This is a genomic window from Pedobacter sp. P26, assembly GCF_050632135.1.
Lineage (GTDB): Bacteria > Bacteroidota > Bacteroidia > Sphingobacteriales > Sphingobacteriaceae > Pedobacter.
Genome location: NZ_CP192574.1, coordinates 4,451,390 through 4,474,707, shown reverse-complemented (window position 1 = coordinate 4,474,707; position 23,318 = coordinate 4,451,390). Strand labels below are relative to the sequence as shown.

Genomic DNA, 23,318 nt, shown 5'->3' with positions numbered 1-23,318 from the left:
ATTTTAAGCATTAATCTCTTTACTATTTATACTTTTGCCCAAAATCAGATAAATTGGAATTACTACAGCAGCTTTTAGATTTTATTCTTCACATTGATGTTCATTTAGCCGAAATTGTTAATGAATATCGTACATGGACCTACCTTATTTTATTCCTGATCATTTTTGCGGAAACAGGTTTTGTGGTTACACCGTTCCTTCCCGGCGATTCATTGCTTTTTGCGATGGGTGCATTAATTGCAGGCGAACATGAAACTGGTTTAAATATCTGGATTATGCTCCTTATATTAATTGTAGCTGCGATTTTGGGGAATACAGTTAACTATAAACTGGGAAGTGTTTTGGGCGCCGGGGTATTTAAAGAGAAAAATAAAATCTTAAAACTTAAATATTATCACCAATCGCATGAATTTTTCGAAAAACATGGTGGTAAAGCCATTATGTTGAGCCGGTTCTTGCCGATTTTCCGAACAATTGCGCCTTTTGTTGCCGGTATAGCGAAAATGCCTTTTGGCCGTTTTACCTACTATAATATTATTGGTGGTGTAACCTGGATTTTCGCCCTATTAATTGGTGGTTACCTGTTAGGACAGATTCCGGTAATCAAAAATAACTTCGAACTTGTCATCATCTTTATTGCCGTAGTTACTTTTGTTCCTGCCATTTGGGCTGCCATCAGGAGCCGCATGGAGCCTAAAAAGGTTGAAAAAATTATTGAAGGAGAGGATCCCAAATCATAACTAAAGTTCCCGGCCGATAAGTATACCATTTTGGTATTTCTTTTCGGTTTCTTTTTCCTCTTTTTGTTCATCAGGCGATATTTCTGTTTTAACCAGGTTTTTGAGCACCGGCTGTCCGGCATCTACCCAGGCTGAATACCAAAAAGAACCTATGGTTAATATGGCAGCGCGCATCTGTTTTTCGACCATATTGTTCATCTTATCGTGATAGGCTTTTGAATATTCTCTGGAGTATTGTTTGAGCACGGTATTGTTCCGTTCTGAAAAGCTATACTTTTGCCTGGAAGGAAATGATGCATTTAATGCTGCTTCACAACTTAGAACAGTATCAACCAAACTATAGGTATGTTTAAGTACTTTCCAGATTTCCTGCAATGGGTTTTCAATATAATCTGCCTGGCCTACAACAAAATTGTACTGAGTTGAAAACAATTCAGGTAAACGGCTTTCCCAAAAAGCGTGGATACCAACTTGATTGGTGAGTTGCCCGTTATGGTTGGCAGTGGTGTGTAAAGGAACGTGTGCATCGCCAATGTAATGGCCCAGATCTGCAGAATATTTTAATATTTTTACCGAATCATGCATTTTAAATGCTTTAACTAAACCAAAATAGCTACGCTGTATTTGCCAGGGGATAATACCATCGGTGTTCAGCTTTTTTAATCCATATCTGGCCAGGGCATCATCCCATTTTTCAGGAATGCTATCAATATTTTTTTCATAATTTTCCACATCAAGGTAATGCCGTGGTGCTTCTAGCGTATCAGCATATCTCCGTTTATCTGGATCAACAGCATGTTCGGTAATGTATTTGATGTTCTTTTTATAGAAACCGATCATGTCAGGAGGCAAAGTAAAAACAGCAAGATTGTTTATCCTTTGATGTGCAAAGAACCCCCAGGAGGTACAAAAAAGTATAGGGATGATTAACGCGGTTAAAATCGTTAATCTTTTCATATAACCTAAGATAAGTAATTTTCTTTGTACTCCCCAGGTTAGAAGCAAAAATTATGCGTTTTCCATTTTTTTCATGTCCAGCTTTTTCATCTGCATAACCACATCCATTACTCTTTTTGCTCTTTCGGGTTCAGCCATTAGCGTACCAATGATTGATGGAACAATTTGCCATGAAAGTCCGAATTTATCCTTTAGCCATCCGCAAACACTCTCTGTGCCTCCATCATTTATAAAAGTATCCCAGTAATAATCTATTTCATTCTGACTGTCACAGTTAACCATAAGTGAAATAGCTTCATCGAATTTAAATTGTGGCCCGCCATTAAGGCCCATAAATTTATTTCCATTTAATTCAAAAGTAACTACCATAGGGGTAATCTGAGTAATTTTGGAATCTTTAAAAACGGTGCAGTAGTATTTTGCTGCTGCTTCGGCTTGTCCGTCAAACCAAAGGCATGTTACAAGTGGTTTTGTCATTTTGTATAAGTTTTTTTGTTACCACAAGTTAGGTAGGATTTTTAGTCTGCGTAAGGTTTAAAAGTGACGATTTAAGGGGGCGATCTGGACAATAATTTGCTATTATTTGCCTGGAATTAAGCCCCAAATTATACTAAATGAAGATTCAGGTGTTTATAGGACATGTTGTTTCACTCCGTTTTTGCTAATGGACTAAATGAACGTGATTCTCTATCGCCGGAATAGGCTTCGTCAAGTTGTTGGGTTTAATTAATGTAATCGATTAAATGCCGAGGGTTGGAAAATGTTCTTCATGGTTTGTTTAGTTGCCCATAAATCTATTAAATGATTGCCAATATTTATCTCTGTAAATTTCGTAAGATATCTGAAAACTGCCGGCATATTTTTTGATGAATTGGGGCATTATTTTCGAGGGTTTCCTGAATTCTTTACAAGCGAAGAAGATCTCTCTTGTGCCATTTGCGGTCTCTCTGCCGATGTTCAAATATCCATCAGTATCTTTTAATAGCATTAAAATTTCATCTTCCAGCTTATTTAGCTGATCGTATTCATCTTTATTGGGTAATCCATTCCCGTCCGGAGAAAATCTAATTTCAACATTTAAAATCCATGGGTGCGACGCTTTATCCTCCCAGGATAACAAACCGGTATTTACAACAGCAATTAATGGATTGCCATTTTCTAATTCCGCTTCCAGCATATTATAGCTGTCATTTTCAGTACTGTGAATTATGCCATCGTACTTTTCTATAAATTCCTTTTCACGCCAGATCAGAAAATCTTTTAATTTTTCTATCGGGATAAGCTCTTTTTCGTGCTGTTCTTTTCCAACTATATTTAACCGATCTATGGTAGTTGCGAAGTTCAGCTCCCCCAGGTAATTATCAAGAAAAATATATACCCCGTTTGTGATTACGTTGGCATTCTGTTGGTTTAAATCGTCATGGACAATGGTTAGATCTATTTCATCTGGCAAATTTGGATGTACGGTATAATAAAAATTTAAATTTTCTCTATTAAACTCGTAATTACCCATACTTATGTTTACATTTTCTATAGCTAAGGGTGATTTTAATGCAGTAATGGTCCAACCGTCAATATTTGGTGCGGCGGCAACAAGCTCTTCTACAAAAACGATATTTTTAATGTTCCCATCGGCCGTAAGAACCAGTTCAGCGGTATTGTTATTGATCATTCCTGTTAAAAAGAAATAACCATCTTTCAATTCGGCCAATTTGGGCGAAAGCTTATCGAAGAAGTCTTTTTCAAAATCCCCACTTGTTTTAACAACATTGAAGAAATCCTTTTCATTTTTCCGGAACCAGATCCAGAAATCTTCATTCGATTTTATTTTATCTTCTTTTTTCCCAAATAAATTTTTTAACAAACTCATCTTAATAATAAATCTTAATTCTTTAACATTTTAAATGAAAACCAGCCCAATAACACAATAATCACTACCATTAGCACCCAAAGCCAGGCTTTATTTTCGAATAGTGGTTTTTCTGTTTTTATGGTGTAAGCCGGGTTTTGCTGTTCCGCTCCAATGTTTACGCTGGTTAAATTAACCGGAATTTTATTTTCAAATTTTTCAATTTCATAAACCGGAGCAGTTACCTTTTCATTGCCATAATAGAGGGCATATTCATTTTTTGGCTGATCAAACCGGGCAATAATTTCGTAAATATTTCCTTTTAACTGTAAGCCATTTAATCGTAATGGTTTATTGTCGTTGTTTTGGATAGTAATTTTTAACCTGGATGTAACGGTATTTTCAAAATTGAATGCCGCTTCTTCTAAAGAACTTATTATGCCCTCATAAAGATTCACATAATTGTACTGAATGCCTTTGTCGGTTTTAAAACTGTCTGTTGCATATTCTATTTTGATTGGACGGTAAAAATCGAAATCGCTTTGTGCATTCAACTTTAGATAGGATAGAGGAATAGGATCGGCCAAGGTTACATCAACCACGGTTTCTTTTTTGGATACATCATTTTTAAGGTCGAAAGATTTGTACCTAACCTCTTTATAGGTTCCTTTTATGGTATCTGTTTTCGAAATTTTTGCTTCCAACAAATCAGGCTGTATGGGGCTTTTTAACGCAATCCTAAAATATTGATATTTCGAATCAGGAAAATTCAGTTTGGTAAACTGGTATTCTGTATCGCTATTTTTGATTGATAAAATTCGGTAGTCTGATAAGATGGAAAACCATTCTTTGTTATCATTACTTCCTTCGAGGGTAACTTTCCAATCGAAGTTTTCTTGTTTAAAAGCCAACTTAATCTGATTAATTAAGTTTATTCCCAGCGATTGAAAAGTATAATAGTAACCATTTGGACTGGCACTTTGGTTAATCTGTTTAAATGTAATATCATTTGAAGTTACTTTATCTACACGTTGTTTTAACAGGTAAGGAATCTCTATGGTATCTTTTCCGTTGAAGCCAAAAATCCTTAAATCATCGAAACCTGCATTTGCATTTTTATATAAATCATCTGGCAATGCAATTTTATGCCAAACAGAATTAACACCCATTATACGCCGCTTAAATTTATAAGTATTAGTTTGTGCATTTGTAATGCTGGCACAAAGTAAAAGCAAGGTAAATAGGTTAATTTTCAACTTTAGCATCATCTATAATTAAATGTTTGTATTTATTGTAAAGGAAAGAAATGATAAGTAATAATACCCCTAACGACACAAAAACTATGGTTTTAGAGATTGTGCTTAAAGAATAGATATCGTAAAAGAAAAGCTTGATCAAGGTTATTCCAAATAAAACCATCGCCCCAATGCGTAAGTGTTTTTTGTTTTTGGCCAGGCCCATGCTAATTAAGAATAATGAGAATATGCCCCAAAGAATGCTCAATCCGAGTTTATAACTTCCTTCTGAATGTGATAATTCTAAAATGTTGATCAATTCGCTGCTGATGATCCACAACAGGGAAACATAAAGCAAAAAATCGAACATCATTTTCAAATCTTTTTTCAATAAGCCCGAACGTTGCAGTTTGTGGCATTGTACAATCAGTAAAGCAAAAAAAGCGATTGCTATATACCTGATGCCAATATTAAATGAGCCAATACTGAAATATTTACTTTCAGGAAGTAAATAGGCATCTCTAAGCTCGCTTAAGTTATAAAGCCCGAAGGTTAGAAACGCTACGATAACCATGAGGTTAATAAGAAGGTTAGCCATAGCAAGTTCGCTATTTTTTAGTTTTTTAATGTTCAGATAACTTAATGCTGAGGCAAAAAACAAGGTATAAATATAAAGCCATGCTGTTTTTAAAATCAGGTAGTTATAGTTGTATTCACTGCTTGAGTCATAAAACTTTGTTTTTGGATTGAGGGTAATCTTGTTCAGTTCAAAAAGGTTGTTAAAGTTTTTAGAGATCTCAATCCTAAAGGTCATATAGATCACAAAAACCAGAATAGCGGGAATGGAATAACTAAGTATCTGTCTCATCCAGATCCATTGTACAGGCTCTTCAATTTCTTTTTACTAATGCGAAACATCCAGAAAAAACAGGCAATAAATATGCATGCAGTTAAAAAACCTACATTAAGGATTGGCGTGATTACAGTTGCATTTCCGTTATAGATATCATAATAAGTTATCCAATCTTCCAGCAAACTAAAAAAGGCAAGAAATATTAATGGGAAGGATAATTTTTCATAAATAACTATCTTTTTCACCCTCGCTAAGTAGAACAGTACCGCGGCCTCTACCACCCAGAAAATGGTAACCCAACCGCCATCTAACTGAACAGGAACAGCCATGGTAATAAAAGTAATCACCATTGCCAGTATAAGATAAAACAGATTTTTATCTGCCAGGTTTTTCTTGTAAATAATCAGGCATACCAAAAAATGGATCACAGCATTTGCCAATGTAAACAAGCCTAGCAATTCAGCGCTGTTTTTGTTATCTGATAATATTAGGTAACCTATTCCGTAGTATACAAATGAATTTAAAAGTAAAATCACCACATCGCTAAAGCCAAAAACTTCTTTTTTGCTCACTTTGTACGCTAAGTTGGTAATGTAGAAAGTGAGGAAAAATAGCGTTGAAAATAATATTGCTAGGCCAAAGTAATTGTCTGTATTGCTTAAATCTAAACGCCAGGCCGAAAAGATGATCCATGTTAAACCAAAAGATGCATAAAATAGGGGTTTCCAGTATTTTTTGAAACTAAGTACCAGGATGCCGATGTTGATAATGGCCATATAGGTAAATAAAACACCTACTTTGCCCGAACCATCGCTCAATAAAAAAGGGACAGCATAAGCGCCAACTAAACCAATATGGGCGATAACCTGTTTATTATACTTAATTGCTGCAACAACCGTAAATGAGGTGAATACAACCATTAAGGCAAAGGCCAGTGCCTGCGGAATTAGCGCATAGAAATCGTAAGCTGCATAGGTGATAAAATACATAATAGCAATTGCACCGCTAACCAACACGGCTGAAAAATTCTCATATTTGGCTTTAAGCTTAATGGCAAAAGCCATTAAACCGGTACCAACGGAATAACCTAATACAATTCTTGTAAGCGGACTAATCATATCATGATCAATGGCATATTTAGCACCGATTGCCACACCGATAATTAAAATCAGGATACCAATTTTGCTGATCAGGTTTTCTCCTACAAACTTCTCGAAATCAGATTTAACCATGTTTTCGCGGTTAAATCTATCGGCGAAATTAGGTTTTGCTTGGTTTACAGGAGATGGAATAGGTGCAGGAATAGATTGAGGTGATGCTGAACGTTGTGTGGCAAAGCTCGGAGGCGTATTTCTCGGGGGAGGTGCAATTGTTGGTTCAAGATTTACTGCTGGAGGTATAGGCACTGAACCTGGCGATTGCAGCGCCTTAACCTCGTTTCTTAAAGCCTGAATTTCGGCTTCAAAGCTTTGTTGCCTGAGCAAGAGGTTTTCCAGCTTAATCAATAACAGATTTAATTTTTCGGAATTATCCATTCTATATTTTGTAGTACGTATTTTTTAGTTTACTAAATATAGGAATGTATTTCTATTGGGTACAGAAAATTTTGCGAATGAGCTGAGAAATGCTCTCCCCATCTCTCGCTCCTCCTAAAATAGGAGGGGAGCAGGAACTGCTGAGGTAAGATCAGTTCTCACTATCGAGGTTTGTAGTTTGAGCCCTTTGGCTATGTTTTGCAAAATAAATCAGCTCCCCTCCTTATTTGCAAAGAGGGGTTGGGGCAATGTCATTAAGTTAAGCTATTGGTACAGGTAAAAATAGTTTAACCACAGATAAAAAGGATACACACAGATATAAAAAACCGTGTTTATCTGTGTAGATCTGTGGTTAAAAAACTTAACTTAATGAGGTTGGGGGAATTGTATGCCATTAAATTAATTTGCCGATTTTTACAGCAAAAATTCTTTTTACTGATTTTTTTGTAAAACAAAAACGTTACTTATTTATTTAAAGCTTTGCGTACTTTAGGCGCAATTTTGCTTCCGAGCAACTCTATCGATTTCATCATTGCGGAATGAGATGGTCCGCCAACATCCATGTGGGCAGAGAAACGGGTTAAGCCAAAAGTTTCTTCCATTGCCAGAATTTTATCTACCGATTCGTTTACATCGCCAATAATTAAGGCCCCGCTATTGCTTCTGCCAGTGTCGAACTGGTTACGTTGATAAGGTGCCCAACCGCGTGATTTACCAATCCTGTTCATCTGAGCTGAATACAGCGGGTAATAGTAATCTGCAACTTCGTTACTGTTTTCGCCAAATAAGGAATGCATGTGAACGCCCACTTCGAACTTGTTCATATCATGGCCATAGGCTTGGTACACTTTTTTGTAATAATCAAAAAGTGGTTTAAATTGTATAGGCTGCCCCCCGATAATAGCAAACATGACAGGTAAACCTAATCTACCAGCGCGTTCTACTGATTCTGGGGTTCCACCAACGGCTACCCAAATTTTTAAATTGTTGTTTACCGCCCTTGGCAAAACTTCCTGATTATTCAGTTCTGGTCTGAATTTACCTTTCCAGCTAATTTTGGTTTCCTTATTTATTTTAAGGAGTAATTCAAGCTTTTCTTCATAAAGTTCGTCGTAATCTTGTAGGTTATAACCAAACAAGGGAAACGATTCGATAAAACTTCCGCGACCAGCCATTAACTCTGCTCTTCCGTTCGAAATTAAATCTATCGTTGCAAAATTTTGATACAGTTTAACAGGATCAGATGAACTTAAAACCGAAACTGCACTGCTTAATTTAATGTTTTTGGTTACTGTGGCAGCAGCGGCCAGTATAATTTCTGGGCTCGATACGGCATAATCAGGGCGATGGTGTTCGCCAATACCATAGAAATCTAAACCAACTTCGTCCATTAGTTTTATTTCTGCTATAATTTCCTGAAGTCTTTGCTGGGCGGGCTGGATTTCTCCCTTTGCATTGATCTGCAGATCGCCAAACATTCCGATACCTAATTCCATAGTGTTAAAATAATTTTAACAAAGTTAATACCTTAGGGTTTATCGGTTTTTGATGTATGGTAAGAAAAAGAGAATATTAAACATTCAGTCGTGAACCCTGCAATCTGAGTTTTTTACGCTGGCCCTAGTGAGTTAAACCCGATTATAGCGAACACGAAGTGCAACGAAGTAAAGCGGTAAGCGGGGCTTTCGGAAACGATTAGCATTGTCTTCGCTTTCCAAAAAAATTGGAATGAAGATATTAAGCAGATTTAAAACGTATAAGGAACATAAGGTCGTATCAGCTTATAATCTGGAAAGATTCTGAAACGAGTTCAGAATGACGTATCCATAAAAGCAAGTTCAGGATGAATCAACTAAGTTAAAATCGGCAATTGTTAACTGAAAACTGCTGATTTCCAACTGAAATTACTCTATCTTCTTGCCTCTCATTGCCGTAGAAATCGCAGCGTCCATTACACGCTCAGCAAATGGGCGGGTAAATTCATTCAGTTCATCTGCTTTCTTTAAAATGGTATCTTTTTCCTGTGAGGCTAAAGCTGTTTTTAACGCTTCGATATGGGCCACGGTTTCTGCAATTTCGGTCTCGCTTAAATGTTCTGCATGTTTTTTAATAAAACCTTCGGCTGTGTAAACCAATTGTTCTCCTTCGCTTCTCGCTTCAATTAGCATGCGTTGCTCAACGTCACTTTTGGCGTGGGTAATGCTGTCGATCAACATTTTTTCTACCGTATCATCACTCAAACCATAACTCGGAGTAATTTCAATTTCCTGTTTAACACCAGAACGCAATTCTATCGCCTGAACGGTTAAAATTCCATCGGCATTGAGTAAAAAGTTGATATCAACCTTTGGCAAACCAGCAGGCATTGCAGGGATTCCTTTTAAATCGAATTCGGCAAGTTTCCTGTTTTCCTTAACTAAATCGCGCTCACCCTGGTAAACAGATATTTTCATATTTACCTGTCCGTCAATAGAAGTGGTGTATTGGCGGCCGGCTTTAGTGGGTACTTTGCTGTTGCGGGCAATAATAACATCCATTAAACCACCCATAGTTTCGATTCCCAAAGAAAGTGGGGTTACATCCAACAATAAAATATCAGAACGGTTTCCGGCCAAAACATCAGCCTGGATGGCTGCTCCAAGTGCCACTACTTCATCAGGATTGATATTATCCTGCGGTTTTTTGCCAAAGAAATTTTCTACCGCCTGTTTTACAAAAGGGGTACGGGTAGACCCCCCACAAGAATTACTTCATCGATATCACTTGCCGTTAAATCAGCATCCTTCAATGCATTTTTGCAGGCTGTGATGGTTTCTTCCACTTTTGCAGAAATCAATTGCTCAAAAGTTTGTTTATCTAAAGTGCACCAGATTTCGCCAACCTGTTCGTTATATAAATTTTGGGTTGATAACGCTTTTTTAGCAGCTTCGGCCTGTAAGCGTAAGGTTTGCATCAAAATATTATCCTGAGCAACCACATTTACATCAAGGTTGTTTTTCTCCAGCCAGTAATTTAAAATGGCACGGTCGAAATCATCACCGCCTAAATAGGTATTGCCGTTGGTTGCCAAAACTTCGAAAATGCCGTTTTGGATTTGCAAAATGGAAACATCGAATGTTCCTCCACCTAAATCGTAAACTGCAATGGTTTTCTGTTGCGTAGGATCTAAACCGATTCCGTAAGCTAAACTTGCAGCAGTAGGCTCGTTTACAATGCGCATTACATCTAAACCCGCTAATTTTCCTGCATCACGGGTGGCTTGGCGCTGACTATCGTTAAAGTATGCCGGAACAGTAATTACCGCTCTGTTAACAGGCGTTTTTAAAGCATGTTCTGCTCTAGCTTTAAGTTCTTTTAAAATTTCTGCGGACAATTCGATTGGTGTATAAAAGCGGTTTCCGGCCTGGATTTTCACCAAAGCATCGGTATCGTCGTCGATAATTTTGTAAGAAAAAATAGCTGCATGTTCGGCTACGTCTTTATAAGATCGGCCAAGAAGTCTTTTAACAGAGAAAATCGTGTTAGAAGGATCGGTAGTTAAGTATTCTTTCGCCTCGTTACCTACAACCGCTTCATTTTGGCCATTAAAATAGACCACTGATGGTACCAATATTCCTTTGCCAGCATCGTTAATTACCTGCGGATTTTTATCTGGATTGATAAACGCCACCAAGCTATTGGTTGTGCCTAAATCTATTCCAACTATAATTTCTTCCTTCTGAAACGAACCTGTAGCAAGGTTAATTGATATTTTTGCCATAGGAGCAAAAATATGCTTTTTAAATAAAGGTTATGTCATTCATTTGTTAGCAAGAAAATATAAACCTAAAGAAATATGACTAAAAATAGCGTATAGTTTATTTCTAAAAACAAAATAATAACGATGAATATTTTTTAAATTTTGAAATTTGTAATAAAATATTTGATTTTTTTCTCTCAAATCTGCTTTTTTTGCTTATTTGGCGTTGTTTTATGTAAATTTTAATGTGTTTTTTTTGTTTATGGTGTTTTTTTGTAAAAATTGTAGCCATAATATTTATATTGCCTATACATTTATCTAAATTAATATGAAAAAACAGCTATTTTATGTATTGTTTGGGCTTTATTTGCTCCCATTAACCTCTTTTGCGCAAAATATTATAAAAGGTAAGGTTACAACATTGAAAGGAGAAGGAATTATAGCCGCCTCTGTTAAAGAGAAAGGTACAGGAAAGGGTACTGTTACCGATCAGAACGGAGATTTTCAGATTTCAGTTTCTGATAAAGGAGCCTTAGTTGTAAGTGCTATTGGATATGAAACCAGAGAAGTAGTAACAACAACCGGACCTTTAACAATTATTTTATCGGAAAGTGCACAAAATCTAGGCGATTTTGTTGTGGTTGGAACCCGTGGTAAAGGCCGCTCTTCTATTCTTACACCTGTTCCCGTTGATGTGATTAAAATTAATCAGGTGAACATGCCTACTGCAAAAATGGATTTAACTTCGATTTTAAATGCTGCTTCACCGTCTTTTAATTTTAACAAACAAAGCGGATCGGATGGTGCAGATCAAATAGATTTGGCTACACTTAGAGGTTTGGGGCCAGATCAGACATTGGTTTTGGTAAATGGCAAACGTCGTCACCAAACAGCCTTTGTTGCAGTATTCGGAACCAGGGGAAGAGGGAATTCAGGGACAGATTTAAATGCGATTCCAGAATCTTCGATAGATCGTGTTGAGATTTTACGCGATGGTGCATCGGCACAATATGGATCGGATGCAATTGCAGGAGTAATTAACTTAATATTGAAAAAGGATGTTGGTGTTTTAAGTGTTAATACCGGATATTCAGGTTATTATGATCCAAGAAACAACACCCATTATGCTAAAGAGCTGGGACAGTATCGCCACAGTGGCGCAATTGATGGGAATGCATTTTCTTTAGGAGCCAATTATGGTGTTGCACTGGGTAAGCATAATGGTTTTATAAATTTCTCCGGAAACTTTTTTGCCAATGGAAAAACATTCAGGCAAAATCTGAATACAGATTTAAGTACCAAAGATGGTTTGCCTATTAATACGGTGAGGAGATCTACTGGTGATGGATCGGTAACTTCTGGCGGCTTAATGTATAATATGGAACTGCCAATTGCAAACACAAAAACAGTCATTTATTCATTCGGTGGGGGTAATGTAAAAGCTTCGGATGCTTATGCGTATACCAGAAATTTATCAGAGCGGCCTGAACGTTTTCCTGACGGGGTTGCAGGAAATCCAATTTTACAAACCACTGTTGATGGAGAAACTTATTTTGACCCGATTATTCAGACTAAAATCCAGGATTTATCTTTTGCAGCAGGTGTAAAAGGTATCTGGGGTAAAGACTGGAACTGGGATTTAAGTAATACACTGGGACGTAACAATTTCCATTTTTATGGAGATCAAACATTTAATGCTTCTCTTGGTGCCAGTAAAACTCATTTTGATGATGGGGGTTTTTCATTTTTGCAAAATACAGTCAACTTTAATTTGAGTAAAGCAATTCCAACTGTTGCATCGGGTTTGAATTTGGCTTTTGGCTTAGAGCATAGATATGAAAACTATAAAATTTACGCAGGAGAAAAAGATTCATATTCAAACTATAACCCAGATAAAGCTACAGGTTCTCAAGGTTTTCCGGGTTATCAGCCAGGAGATGAGGTTAACGCGGGCCGGTCTAATGTTGCTGCTTATGTTGATGCAGAATTGGATGCTACCGATAAGTGGCTTATAGGTGTTGCTGTTAGGGCAGAAAATTACAATGATTTTGGCTTCACCAGTAATTACAAATTTGCGACCCGTTATAAATTAACAAACAATTTTAATGTTCGCGGATCGATAAGTACAGGTTTTCGTGCACCATCACTACAACAAATTAATTTCAGTAATACGTTTACAAACGTGCAGGGAGGTAATGTTTTCGAAGTTAAAATCGCGCCGAACTACAGTCCAATTACAAAAGCAGCCGGAATTCCTGACCTGAAACAAGAAAAATCTGTTAATGCAAGTTTAGGCTTTTCGTGGAAACCGATTTCTGAAATTACGGTAACCCTGGATGGTTATCGCATTAATATAAAAGATAGGGTGGTATTATCTGGTCAATTTGATGAAAGTATCCCCGCTTTAAAACCAATTTTGAATCAATTAAATGTTGCGCAGGCACAGTTTTTTGCAAATGCAGTTAACACCACAAATTATGGTTTGGATTTAGTGGTAGATTATAACAAACGATTCGATAATAAGAGCATCAGGGTTTTATTTACCGGAAACTTAAACCACTTAAATATTGATAACATTAACATTCCTAATGCTTTAAATGGTTCTTATGAAAATCAGCAGGCATTTTTTAGTGACAGGGAGCAAGCGTATATTAAAGCATCTGCTCCTCCTGTAAAACTGGGCTTAAACTTAGATTATGGGTTTGGTAATTGGATGGTTGGAACGCATTTTCTATACTATGGCAAAATTTCGATTTTAGGTTATGGTTATGCAAACACTTATCCACCATTGGTAGAACTGGATAATGATCCAGGCAAAACGGTTTTAGAACAGTTTAATTATTCAGGCAAAATGGTTACCGATATTTATGGCTCTTACAAAATCTCGAAAAAAGTGACGGTGTTTTTTGGTGCAGATAACGTTTTTAATATTCACCCTGATTATGGTTACGTACAAGGCGCAAAACTTTCTGCCTACGATGGTGAAACAGGTGGTGCATGGGATGCCGTTCAAATGGGTTTTAATGGCCGGAAACTCTTTACTAAATTGGCTTTTAACTTTTAAAAGGGGCTGAATATCGATGCTTAAAGAGGCTGTGTTGTAAATATAGAATTGTCATCCTGAAGAATAATTAATTGTTTAAAATCAATAAGAGTGAGGTGTAATTCTCTTTTTTTGTCCTACGGCGCGGTCTTGCCTCGGCTCGCCACCGCCGAAGGGCTCTTTCTTTTGGCATCAAAAAGAAACAAAAACTGCCGGCTGAAAATTTTTCTTTCGAAGCTAGCAGGTTGGCTTAGACAGTGCAGCCCGAAAAATTTGTTAGTCCGGATTTAAGTAGAACGGGGATACCTTACTATGGCCTAGTTGGATGGAAATGCGAAAGCAGTTAAAATGCTGATTAATAATAATTGCAAAATAACGTTAATGGTAGCTTGCCAAAAGACTTGTTTTAAATGTCTTACAGGGCATTTCGACAGGCTCAACGTGACAAATCCAAAATGAATTACTATTTATGATACAGCCTTTTTTTCTTTTTCCCCCACCAGATCAAAAATCCGGTAGTGGGCAAGGTTGCAATAATTAATGAAGCCATAAATGCCAGTATCTTAGTAGGCCAGCCAAATAGGCCACCATCATGCATATCAAGATTTGAATTACGCCATTTTACACCCAATGGCTTATTCTGATGTAACATTTGATCCGTAAGCAAACCCGTATTTGGATTGAAGTAGAAATAACTTAATCCCCGCCAGGCATCTCCCGAATGAATGATCTGAACGGTAGCCATCATACTTGCTTTTTTTCTTCAGGATAATTTAGCAGGATCGCTTTGTAATTCCCTTTATTTAATCTGATCAGCGTATTTAAGGCCAGATTACTGGCTAATCTGGTTTTATGTTCAGCCGGAGATTGTACGTATTCTCTTAACAGCTTCGGCTTTTTAGCTGTGCCCAATGATTTATAAATGCCCAGTTCCCACCATTTAAATGACCACACCAGGCCTGTGATAACGATTACCAGTGCAAATGGAATCACATAAAAACCAAACGTACTGTGCAAATCCCAGTTAAGTCGTTTAAACCTTGCATTCCATTTTACTGTTAAGCGTTGTCTGATGTTTTTTAGCTTTTTGGGGAGCCAGATGATAAAGCCTGTAATAATGATCACTAAGAACAGGAGGACAGAAGAGCCTACGATAAGACTTCCAATAGGTTTCTTAAATAACAGGTATTGATGAATCAGTCTGACTATACTGAAAAATTCATGTTTAAGATCAATAACACCGAGAACCTTTCCGCTAAACTGATCGATATACACATCTTTATTATATGCTACCTGACCAAGATAAAAAATTGATTTAGCTTTTTTATTGGCTTTAGAAGCTGAAAATACATAGGCGTATTGATCTGATTTTACTTCTACTCGATTAAAATTTTCATCAGCAGGAAGTGCCTTCTGCGCTTTTTCTTCTAAAATATACAAAGGCAATGGTTTGCCAACTGCCTTTGTATAAACAATACCCTGATGGAAAAAATTGAACAACTCCTCTTCGAAAACGTATATACAGCCCGTAAAGGCTACAATAGTAATGATAACACCACTAATCAGGCCAAGCCACAGGTGTATTAAAGCAGCTATTTTTTTAAATTTTTTCAAGATTTTAATTGAAAGTATAACCCAGCGTAAATAAATAATTTGAAGGCGTACCCGGGAAAAGTCTTAAGTAATCGTACCCGCCAACCCAATGCGCTTTATTCGTAATATTATTCATGTTAAACTGTACTTGTACCTTACCAACATTATAATAAAGTGCAGCATTGAATAAAGTATAGCCTGGAATCGTTTGATTAAAATTCAAAGATAAAATTCTGGAATCTACATAATTTGAACCTGCACCAATCCCTAATCCTTTCAAAATACCATCACTAAAGTTATATTTTGCCCAGATGTTGGCGGTATGATGAGGTGCATTTGGTTTCTGTATACCAATTTCTGATGCAACAGGACTATCTGTAATCATTGCCTGATTATAAGAATAAGAAGCCAATATGCTCAATTGAGGAATAATGCGGCCAATAACATCGAATTCAATCCCTCTTGAACGTTCTTCGCCTACGGAACGTAAAAGATCTGGTTGGCCGGCAACATTTGCTGGATAAAGCACGTTGGTTTGTTTAATCTGGTAAATGGCTGCAGAGGCCGTTAAGTGATCATCCATCCAACTCGTTTTTGCACCAAATTCAATCATATTGCTTTTTAGAGGATCAAATGGTCCGCCGGCATTTGGGTTGGAAATGGCCGAAGCAGTTTGTGGCGTATAACCCATTACGTAAGTTCCGTAAAGGTTAATGTTTTGTGTGGCTGAGTAAACTAAACCAAATCTCGGTAGTAATGCTTTAGAATATGCTTTCGCTTCAGTCGGTTTAAGATAGTTTGCAAAATCCGTATAATATTCATATCGTAAACCCACTAAGGCTTGTAATTTACCAAATTTGATATTATCCTGTACATAACCGGCATGTAGAAAATAGTATGTTGGATCATAGGCAGCCTGGGTAAAAAAGTTTTTACTATCATCCTGCATGCGTTGTGATCCCATTACATCATTCAGGTTGAACGATGGTACATTCGGTACCAGCAAATTATTTACCACAAGGAACCGCTTGATATAATTGGTAGGATCCTTATCATAGTCTGACTTCACAAAGCTTATAGCGCCGGTATTTGCTGCATTGCGATAGTTGTTGGCCGTTAGTTGGGAAGCGCCAACCGGAAGTTTTTCACTGGCAAAATCATATCCGGCTACAATGGTTTGCTCAATTTTTCCGGTTTTTATTTTATAATTAATAAAGCCGGAGAAGTTATCAATATACCTTTTTCGGATACGGTTAAAAATTTGCATGGCAATTAGATTATCCACAGGTTTTCCGGTAGCATCTAAAGCATAGGCGTTGGCACTTCTATGTTCATACAAATCTTCACTGTATCCTGTCTTCATGTAAGAAGCTGTAAAATTCAGGTTATCACTAAAACGGTGATTTAAGGAAAGCGCAACATTATAAGTTTTCTCATTCAGCCGATCGTTTCCAGTATTTAGTGAAGTTGATTGTGGCGTAGAATACAGGTTCCCATTCCCAAAAACGGATTGACCACGATCTAAACGGCTTTTAGAATCATTGTAAACCAGGTCGAAGTTTAAACTGGTGTTTTTCGAAGGTAAGAACGTGAGTGATGGCGCAATAACCACATTTTTATCAAATTGTAAATCGCGGAATGAATTTGCATCCTCGTAACCAAAGTTTAAGCGATAAAGTAATGTACTATCTTTGTTTGCAGGTCCTGTTACATCGGCAAGAGCACGGAAAGTGTTGTAACTTCCCATTGAAAGGCTCAGTGATTTACGCGTTTCTGCCAAGGGTTTTTTGGTTACGCGGTTAATCACACCGCCGGGACTCGCATTGCCATAAAGTGCTGATGAGGGGCCTTTCAATACTTCAACACGCTCCAGGTAATTGGCCAGAGGCTGTTTCCAGAAACCAGTGCTGGTACGCATGCCATTAATTAACTGGGTATTGCTACCGCCATTAATTCTGAAACCACGGATCGTGATGTCATCATAAAATGTGAACTGATTTACACCACTGAAGTTTTTGACCACTTCACCAACCCGTACAGCACCCTGATCTGCAATTAGTTCTTTACTTGCATAAGAAACCGATTGTGGTAAATCTTTTAATAAAATTTCTGATTTACTTCCAATAAATGTGGCTGTATTTTTATAGGTTTTTTCTTTCCTGCCGGTTATTTCAACCTGTTGTAAATCTGATTTTGTTGGAGATAAGCTCACATTCAAAGTGATTTTATCACGATTCAGATTAATATTTCTGCTGGTAGTGATGTAACCAACATAGCTGAATTTAATTATCGATATGGTTTTGCTCACAGATAAATTAAAATTTCCCTTTTGATCGGTGATTGTTTTTTCATTTCCATGGTCAGCATATACATTAACTCCAGGGATCACTTCACCGGATTCATCGGTTACTTTGCCATTAATGGTCACCACTTGCTGAGCCGAGGCAAGGGCATAAATACCCGTAAAAACAATCAGAAATAACAGTTTCTTATAAAGATTAGACATTGAAATTTGTTTGGTTTTTATTTAGACTTATTTTAAATAATGCGCAAATCTAATATATTTCTGAAATGTTACAAAAGGAAAATAAAATAATTGGAGGCTTTTGTGAGTTGGGAAGATGAGTGGTCGGTAAGATATAAGATATCCAAATAGACTATTTCTTGTTTTTTTCTTCAATCCACAAGCTCATGTATTTTGTACTCAGTACCGTGTGGTGATTTAATATCTGTCCGAAAAAGTTATTTTGTCGGTGTGTAGTTAGATCTGAAGCTAATCTTTCGATTTCTTTAATGAACTGATCAGCAAAATATTTTGCTGAATATCTTTGGTTAATGATTTGTACACCGTTCTGCTGTGCATTTTGCCAGGCATTTTTATCTTGATAAAGTTTTACAGCTTCCTCGATAAAAAGCTCCAGATCATCTTCGATACCGCCATTCCAATCTAAATCACCTTTCATGGCTTCTGCACCAACAGATGTAGTTACCGACGGCGTGCCAACCCGCATGGCATCAATAAATTTACCTTTTACACCTGCGCCAAATTGAATAGGGGCAAGTAATATTCGATGTTTAGCAATGGTTTCCTTTGCATTTACAGCTCTTCCTTTAATTAAGAATTTTTCGTTTTTATTATCTAGTTGCAGCACTTTTTGCGAGGCATAAGATCCGAATATATTCAAATTTGTGCTTGGGAGCCTTTTTCTGAGCAGAGGCCAGATCCTGGTTTTTAAAACCTGAACGGTATTCCAGTTGGGCTCATGAAGGAAATTGCCAATGAAAACAAAATCTGTCCGGTCTTCAAAGGGAATCCATTTTTCAACCACCTGCTGATTGATTTCTTCTTCAAGAAATGGTAAATAATAAATCAGTGAAGGATCAATTTTGAATTGATTTTTCAGGATATCCATCTCCACTTCTGAAATGATTAAAGATAAATCGCAACGTAAAATTGAAGCAATTTCGCGCTTTGCAGTATCAGAAAACAAATCGATTTCGGTTTGCTTTTTATCGCTTTGCTGGCGGGCACTTCGCAGGCAATGTAAATCTTCAGTATCTAGAATCCTTAATGCATTGGGGCATTCCTGTTGAACCCTCCAGCCATATTGTTCTTCTACCATAAAACGGTCGAACATGACAATTTCAGGGTTTAGTGTTTTTAAAAATGAATTAAAGCTTTCATCATTCAGCTTTATTTGCTGCTCAATAACAGGAGTTTGTGTGAAATCATAACTGAAATCACTTTTTGATGCAGCGGAGGCAAAAGTGATTTCGTAATCTTTGTTCAAAAATAAATCGATCAGTTGAATCATCCGTGTTCCCGCTGCCGAAGAAGTGGGTTCGGGCCAGACTAATCCAATAATCAATAATTTTTTTACGCTTCTACTCATTTTCTACAAAATAAGCTCTTTTTTTGCTCCCGCAGATAAATGTGATTTTCGCGGATTAAAATCTAGATTTGCAATTATCTACTAAATCTGCGGGATATATAAACGTATCTTAAATATTCTTAATTTTGCAGCTCAATTACACCACCAGATGTTAGGATTAAAATTGTTGACAGACCCACGTTGGGCGAATATTGCGGAATCGAATTTAGAAGAAATCTTATCTGACCATGCCTGGTGCGAACAAAAAGCGGCTACCAATGCCATTACCCTGATCACTCAAAATTCTGAACATCAGGATCTGGTAGATGAACTAACCGCCATTGCCATTGAAGAAATGCAGCATTTCCAGATGGTAATTGAAATTATTAAAAAACGGGGTTACACCTTAAGCCGCGAACGGAAAGATGATTATGTTGGTCGTTTGGTGAAATTCAGTAAAAAAGACGGAAGCCGGAATATGGCTTTTATTGACAGGTTATTGTTTGCGGCAATGATTGAAGCCAGAAGTTGTGAACGGTTCAGGGTACTTTCGTTAAATATAAAAGATCAGGAACTCGCCAGGTTTTACCATGAACTTATGGTTTCAGAAGCAGGACATTACACGACATTTTTAAACTTTGCCCGTAAATACAGTACCGATGTAGATGTAGATAAACGCTGGAAGGAATGGCTGGATTTTGAAGGGGAGTTGATTCAAAGTTTCGGAACTAAAGAAGCGATACATGGTTAGTCCGAAGTCAGATGTCCGAAAGTCTGAAGTTTTTAGCGCATAAATTTTACTTACTGTCTTCTGACTTCGATCTTTCCGACCTCCGACTTATGTATATTCCACAGCCAAATAACTATATCCTGATAGCTATCGATACCTTTTTTCTGGTTGTTGAGTTTTAAAAAGCGATCGAAAGCGGCATCCATATAACCGAACATATCGCCATTGTATTTGCGCCAGAATTCTTTTTCGGTTTTAAAATCGGCCAGCACCTGTGGTAGGAGTTTTGCACGAAGTGTTTTATAATCTTCTGGTGATTTCATCCTGATTTCGAATAAAATATACCGTAACATTTCGTAATTGGCAGAATATAGGTAATTCACGTCAGGACTGTTATTTGCGGTCAGGTATCCCATAAGATTAGCTTCATCTTCGTAAGCAATGCCTAATTGGTGCCCGATTTCGTGGCAGCTCACATAAGGTTTTACGAAATCTGGCAAATTCATGTTCATATTGGCTTCGCCAGAAAGCGGTGCGTAATAACCCTCGATTCCAATTTTACTGATGATCCATGAATTTAAAACCGATTTTAAACAAGGATTGGAATATCTGAATACTGAGTTTTTTCTCCATAAATGAGTAAGCAGCTGCAGGTTTAGATTCGAGCTCATTAACCGTGTAAGCGGGCACTTTATTTTGTTTCAATTTTAAGGCATTGGTTTTATCAACGAAATAATTGCCCAGAACAACTAATTCTTTAACATTATATTTTTCGTTGCCAATCCCTAACTCTTCGCTAATGCTTGGTCGGCTATAATTTAAACCCCATACGATTTTGAAAATGATATAGAGAATTAAGAAAAAGTTTAAAATCTGTAAAGGAATAACAATTCTATCCTGCTTTTTTAGTGATTCCCTCCTTTTGTAAAATCTAACGATTTTATAAAGTACAAAGCCAATAAGTAAAACATATATCATATCTCCAATAGCAAAAGGAAACAAAGAAGATACAAACCTCAAGGCTGAAGAAATGTAAGGATAAAAACCTGTTGAATAATATTTTTGGACAAGGGTAGGGAAGAAGCCAAAAAGGTAGATCAGCAAAGCAATGATTAAAACTGCAATGAATTTTGAATAGATAGATTTATTTTTTCGCATTTTATATTACCAGCTAAAAATAACGACTATCATCAGGATAACAAATATAAATATCGGTCTTAACAATTGTTGTTGGTTTACTTTTCTTTCGAAACCATCTTTTCTCAATTCCCAGGAAACCATAACCTCAAAAAACGTTGTTAAGGAACTAAATATAAAATTGAGGTATCAACCATTATTATTTGGTCCGCCATTCATTTATTGATTTTCTTGCGTCATCGATTTTTTGAATTTGTGTTTCAGAAAATACCGGGCCATTTAATAAAAGATCTGAAAATTTTGTGCCATATTTTACAGCAGGCTCTTCAACTTTGTTGTCAGAAATTATATTTCTATTCTTCGCTTTTTCTTTCAACTGAGCAACAAAATCAGAGACCTCCTTCTTCATGTTTGAAGGGAGGGCTGAAATCTCTGAAAATAACTGTAAATCTGTCATTGCTAATTTCTTAAGCTAAACAAATATAACAAATCTATCTCACAAATGTCAAACGTTTTCCGATCTGATCAGTCGTAAATTTGCCATTTTGATAAGCTAAATTTCCTGATACGAAAGTGTGGGTAATACTTGCCTGGAAGGTATCTCCATCAAAAGGACTCCAGCCGCATTTGTAGAAATTGTTAAGCTTGGTTACTTTCCAGGAATCTTTCAGGTCTACCAGCACTAAATCTGCCCAGTAGCCTTCGCGGATGAAACCACGTTTCTCGATGTCAAAACAAATCGCCAGATTATGAGCCGTTTTTTCGACAATTTTTTCTAAAGAAATTTTACCCTGTAAATGCATTTCTAATAATGTCGGTAAGGCATGCTGTACCAACGGGCCGCCAGATGGAGCTTGAGCGTAAGGCTGCTGCTTTTCTTCCAATGTATGTGGGGCGTGATCTGTTGCAATCACATCAATATAATCTTCAAGAACGCCTTTAAGCACGCCTTTTTGATCGTCTTCTGTTTTTACAGCAGGATTCCATTTAATGAAATTTCCTTTTGAAGCGTAATCTTTATCGTTAAACCAAAGGTGATGTACACAAGCTTCTGCCGTAATTTTTTTATCCTTTAACGGGGTGATATTATCAAATAAGGCTATTTCTTTTGCTGTAGAAATGTGCAGGATATGCAAACGTGTTTGGTAAGTTTTTGCCAGTTCTACAGCTAGTGATGAAGATTTATAGCAAGCTTCTGCACTGCGGATCAGTGGATGCATTTCAATCGTGAGGTCATCGCCATATTTTGCTTTAAATTCGGCCAGGTTATGGCGGATGGTTGCTTCATCTTCGCAATGTGTAGCTACCAATATTGGTGCTTTGCTAAAGATTTTTTCTAAAGTTTTCTCGTTATCTACCAGCATATTACCAGTCGATGAACCCATGAAAACCTTAATGCCGCAAACATTCTTAGGATCGGTTTTTAAAACCTCTTCAATATTGTCGTTACTGGCACCCATGTAAAATGAATAATTGGCCAATGAGGTTTGGGCAGCAATTTCGTATTTATCGGCCAATAAATCCTGTGTTAAGGTATTAGGTACGGTATTGGGCATTTCCATGAAAGAGGTAATTCCTCCGGCTACAGCAGCCATACTTTCGGTAAAAATATCGGCCTTATGGGTTAATCCAGGCTCGCGGAAATGAACCTGATCGTCAATCATCCCTGGTAAAAGGTATTGTCCTTCTGCATTAATTTCCTGCGCATCAGGTGCTGATAGATTTTGGCCGATTTTGGCAATTAATCCATCTTTTATCAATACATCAGCAACAATTTTTTGTCCTTCATTTACAATTGTCGCGGCTTTTATCAGGTAAGTATTCATGGTTTCAAAGGTAAAAATAGATTTGAGAAGTTAGATATGAGATTTGAGAATTTCAATGGTCTATTTCGACGTATGAAAGGTACAGAACTGAATTTAACGTACTGTTTTGGGTTAAATAAACCTGATAGTAGTGGGCATCCCGATTTTCATCGGGATAAAACGGATAGCAGGACTGCCACAACCGAAGAATTACTGAAATTGCTTTACTC

At 37.1% G+C, this 23,318-nt stretch carries 16 protein-coding genes and 2 pseudogenes; 3 read left to right on the top strand and 15 right to left on the bottom strand.

The genetic code is table 11. From position 1 onward, the window contains the following. The first annotated feature begins 53 nt into the window (after positions 1-53). Positions 54-740 (top strand): DedA family protein, encoded by a 687-nt coding sequence (locus tag ACQ86H_RS20710; RefSeq protein ID WP_138820695.1) that lies wholly within the window; start codon positions 54-56, stop codon positions 738-740. Here ACQ86H_RS20710 and ACQ86H_RS20705 read toward each other — a convergent pair whose 3' ends face one another. The 8 genes and pseudogenes from ACQ86H_RS20705 to dnaK form a co-directional block, all read right to left on the bottom strand. Further along, a complete protein-coding gene (locus ACQ86H_RS20705) occupies positions 741-1,697 on the bottom strand; it encodes a zinc dependent phospholipase C family protein (protein WP_431292352.1) in 957 nt (318 codons plus the stop codon). Positions 1,698-1,748: 51 nt separating this feature from the next. Continuing rightward, positions 1,749-2,174 (bottom strand): VOC family protein, encoded by a 426-nt coding sequence (locus ACQ86H_RS20700; protein ID WP_431292351.1) that lies wholly within the window; start codon positions 2,172-2,174, stop codon positions 1,749-1,751. Positions 2,175-2,475: 301 nt separating this feature from the next. Further along, positions 2,476-3,567: a DUF695 domain-containing protein gene (locus tag ACQ86H_RS20695; protein WP_431292350.1), complete on the bottom strand. Its 1,092-nt coding sequence runs from the start codon at positions 3,565-3,567 to the stop codon at positions 2,476-2,478. Between the two features lie 14 nt (positions 3,568-3,581). Next, entirely contained in the window at positions 3,582-4,715 is a 1,134-nt protein-coding gene (locus ACQ86H_RS20690) for a DUF3999 family protein (RefSeq protein WP_168202366.1), read from the bottom strand. A 76-nt stretch (positions 4,716-4,791) separates the two neighbouring features. Further along, entirely contained in the window at positions 4,792-5,649 is an 858-nt protein-coding gene (locus ACQ86H_RS20685) for a DUF2339 domain-containing protein (RefSeq protein ID WP_431292349.1), read from the bottom strand. Further along, on the bottom strand, positions 5,646-7,169 hold the full coding sequence (locus tag ACQ86H_RS20680) for a DUF2339 domain-containing protein (protein ID WP_431292348.1): 1,524 nt from the start codon (positions 7,167-7,169) through the stop codon (positions 5,646-5,648). Before ACQ86H_RS20680 ends, ACQ86H_RS20685 begins: the two co-directional genes overlap by 4 nt. 464 nt (positions 7,170-7,633) lie before the next feature. After that, positions 7,634-8,665 (bottom strand): Atu2307/SP_0267 family LLM class monooxygenase, encoded by a 1,032-nt coding sequence (locus tag ACQ86H_RS20675; protein WP_431292347.1) that lies wholly within the window; start codon positions 8,663-8,665, stop codon positions 7,634-7,636. A 408-nt stretch (positions 8,666-9,073) separates the two neighbouring features. Then, positions 9,074-10,929, bottom strand: a pseudogene (dnaK, locus tag ACQ86H_RS20670) (molecular chaperone DnaK). Positions 10,930-11,236: 307 nt separating this feature from the next. Between dnaK and ACQ86H_RS20665 the strand changes: the two are divergent. Further along, positions 11,237-13,972, top strand: a complete 2,736-nt coding sequence (locus tag ACQ86H_RS20665) for a TonB-dependent receptor (protein WP_431292346.1) — start codon at positions 11,237-11,239, stop codon at positions 13,970-13,972. A gap of 442 nt (positions 13,973-14,414) precedes the next feature. Here the strand turns inward: ACQ86H_RS20665 and ACQ86H_RS20660 are convergent, their stop codons facing one another. From ACQ86H_RS20660 to ACQ86H_RS20645, 4 genes are all read right to left on the bottom strand, one after another. Further along, a complete protein-coding gene (locus tag ACQ86H_RS20660; protein WP_431292345.1) occupies positions 14,415-14,699 on the bottom strand; it encodes a PepSY domain-containing protein in 285 nt (94 codons plus the stop codon). Further along, positions 14,696-15,565, bottom strand: a complete 870-nt coding sequence (locus tag ACQ86H_RS20655; protein WP_431292344.1) for a PepSY-associated TM helix domain-containing protein — start codon at positions 15,563-15,565, stop codon at positions 14,696-14,698. The genes ACQ86H_RS20660 and ACQ86H_RS20655 overlap by 4 nt, the downstream gene beginning before the upstream one ends. A 4-nt stretch (positions 15,566-15,569) precedes the next feature. Continuing rightward, a complete protein-coding gene (locus ACQ86H_RS20650) occupies positions 15,570-18,050 on the bottom strand; it encodes a TonB-dependent siderophore receptor (RefSeq protein ID WP_431292343.1) in 2,481 nt (826 codons plus the stop codon). Positions 18,051-18,201: 151 nt separating this feature from the next. Continuing rightward, on the bottom strand, positions 18,202-19,437 hold the full coding sequence (locus ACQ86H_RS20645) for a glycosyltransferase (protein ID WP_431292342.1): 1,236 nt from the start codon (positions 19,435-19,437) through the stop codon (positions 18,202-18,204). 148 nt (positions 19,438-19,585) lie between these two features. Here ACQ86H_RS20645 and ACQ86H_RS20640 point away from each other — a divergent pair, with 148 nt between their 5' ends. Further along, positions 19,586-20,167 (top strand): tRNA-(ms[2]io[6]A)-hydroxylase, encoded by a 582-nt coding sequence (locus ACQ86H_RS20640; RefSeq protein WP_131028685.1) that lies wholly within the window; start codon positions 19,586-19,588, stop codon positions 20,165-20,167. Positions 20,168-20,217: 50 nt separating this feature from the next. Here the strand turns inward: ACQ86H_RS20640 and ACQ86H_RS20635 are convergent. From ACQ86H_RS20635 to ACQ86H_RS20625, 3 genes and pseudogenes are all read right to left on the bottom strand, one after another. Then, positions 20,218-21,304: pseudogene (locus tag ACQ86H_RS20635) on the bottom strand (DUF3810 domain-containing protein). A gap of 178 nt (positions 21,305-21,482) precedes the next feature. Further along, the gene (locus ACQ86H_RS20630) at positions 21,483-21,740 is read right to left on the bottom strand and encodes a hypothetical protein (RefSeq protein WP_431292341.1); all 258 of its coding nucleotides are present in this window, start codon (positions 21,738-21,740) and stop codon (positions 21,483-21,485) included. Positions 21,741-21,774: 34 nt separating this feature from the next. Continuing rightward, positions 21,775-23,109 (bottom strand): dihydroorotase, encoded by a 1,335-nt coding sequence (locus ACQ86H_RS20625; RefSeq protein WP_431292340.1) that lies wholly within the window; start codon positions 23,107-23,109, stop codon positions 21,775-21,777. Between the last annotated feature and the right edge of the window lie 209 nt (positions 23,110-23,318).

What these genes read in the sequence shown, in the direction of transcription:
- ACQ86H_RS20685 (WP_431292349.1), bottom strand. Translation starts at nt 5,649, where the DNA reads ATGAGACAGATACTTAGTTATTCCATTCCCGCTATTCTGGTTTTTGTG.
- ACQ86H_RS20680 (WP_431292348.1), bottom strand. Translation starts at nt 7,169, where the DNA reads ATGGATAATTCCGAAAAATTAAATCTGTTATTGATTAAGCTGGAAAAC.
- ACQ86H_RS20695 (WP_431292350.1), bottom strand. Translation starts at nt 3,567, where the DNA reads ATGAGTTTGTTAAAAAATTTATTTGGGAAAAAAGAAGATAAAATAAAA.
- ACQ86H_RS20650 (WP_431292343.1), bottom strand. Translation starts at nt 18,050, where the DNA reads ATGTCTAATCTTTATAAGAAACTGTTATTTCTGATTGTTTTTACGGGT.
- ACQ86H_RS20660 (WP_431292345.1), bottom strand. Translation starts at nt 14,699, where the DNA reads ATGATGGCTACCGTTCAGATCATTCATTCGGGAGATGCCTGGCGGGGA.
- ACQ86H_RS20690 (WP_168202366.1), bottom strand. Translation starts at nt 4,715, where the DNA reads ATGGGTGTTAATTCTGTTTGGCATAAAATTGCATTGCCAGATGATTTA.
- ACQ86H_RS20625 (WP_431292340.1), bottom strand. Translation starts at nt 23,109, where the DNA reads ATGAATACTTACCTGATAAAAGCCGCGACAATTGTAAATGAAGGACAA.
- ACQ86H_RS20645 (WP_431292342.1), bottom strand. Translation starts at nt 19,437, where the DNA reads ATGAGTAGAAGCGTAAAAAAATTATTGATTATTGGATTAGTCTGGCCC.
- ACQ86H_RS20700 (WP_431292351.1), bottom strand. Translation starts at nt 2,174, where the DNA reads ATGACAAAACCACTTGTAACATGCCTTTGGTTTGACGGACAAGCCGAA.
- ACQ86H_RS20675 (WP_431292347.1), bottom strand. Translation starts at nt 8,665, where the DNA reads ATGGAATTAGGTATCGGAATGTTTGGCGATCTGCAGATCAATGCAAAG.
- ACQ86H_RS20640 (WP_131028685.1), top strand. Translation starts at nt 19,586, where the DNA reads ATGTTAGGATTAAAATTGTTGACAGACCCACGTTGGGCGAATATTGCG.
- ACQ86H_RS20705 (WP_431292352.1), bottom strand. Translation starts at nt 1,697, where the DNA reads ATGAAAAGATTAACGATTTTAACCGCGTTAATCATCCCTATACTTTTT.
- ACQ86H_RS20665 (WP_431292346.1), top strand. Translation starts at nt 11,237, where the DNA reads ATGAAAAAACAGCTATTTTATGTATTGTTTGGGCTTTATTTGCTCCCA.
- ACQ86H_RS20630 (WP_431292341.1), bottom strand. Translation starts at nt 21,740, where the DNA reads ATGACAGATTTACAGTTATTTTCAGAGATTTCAGCCCTCCCTTCAAAC.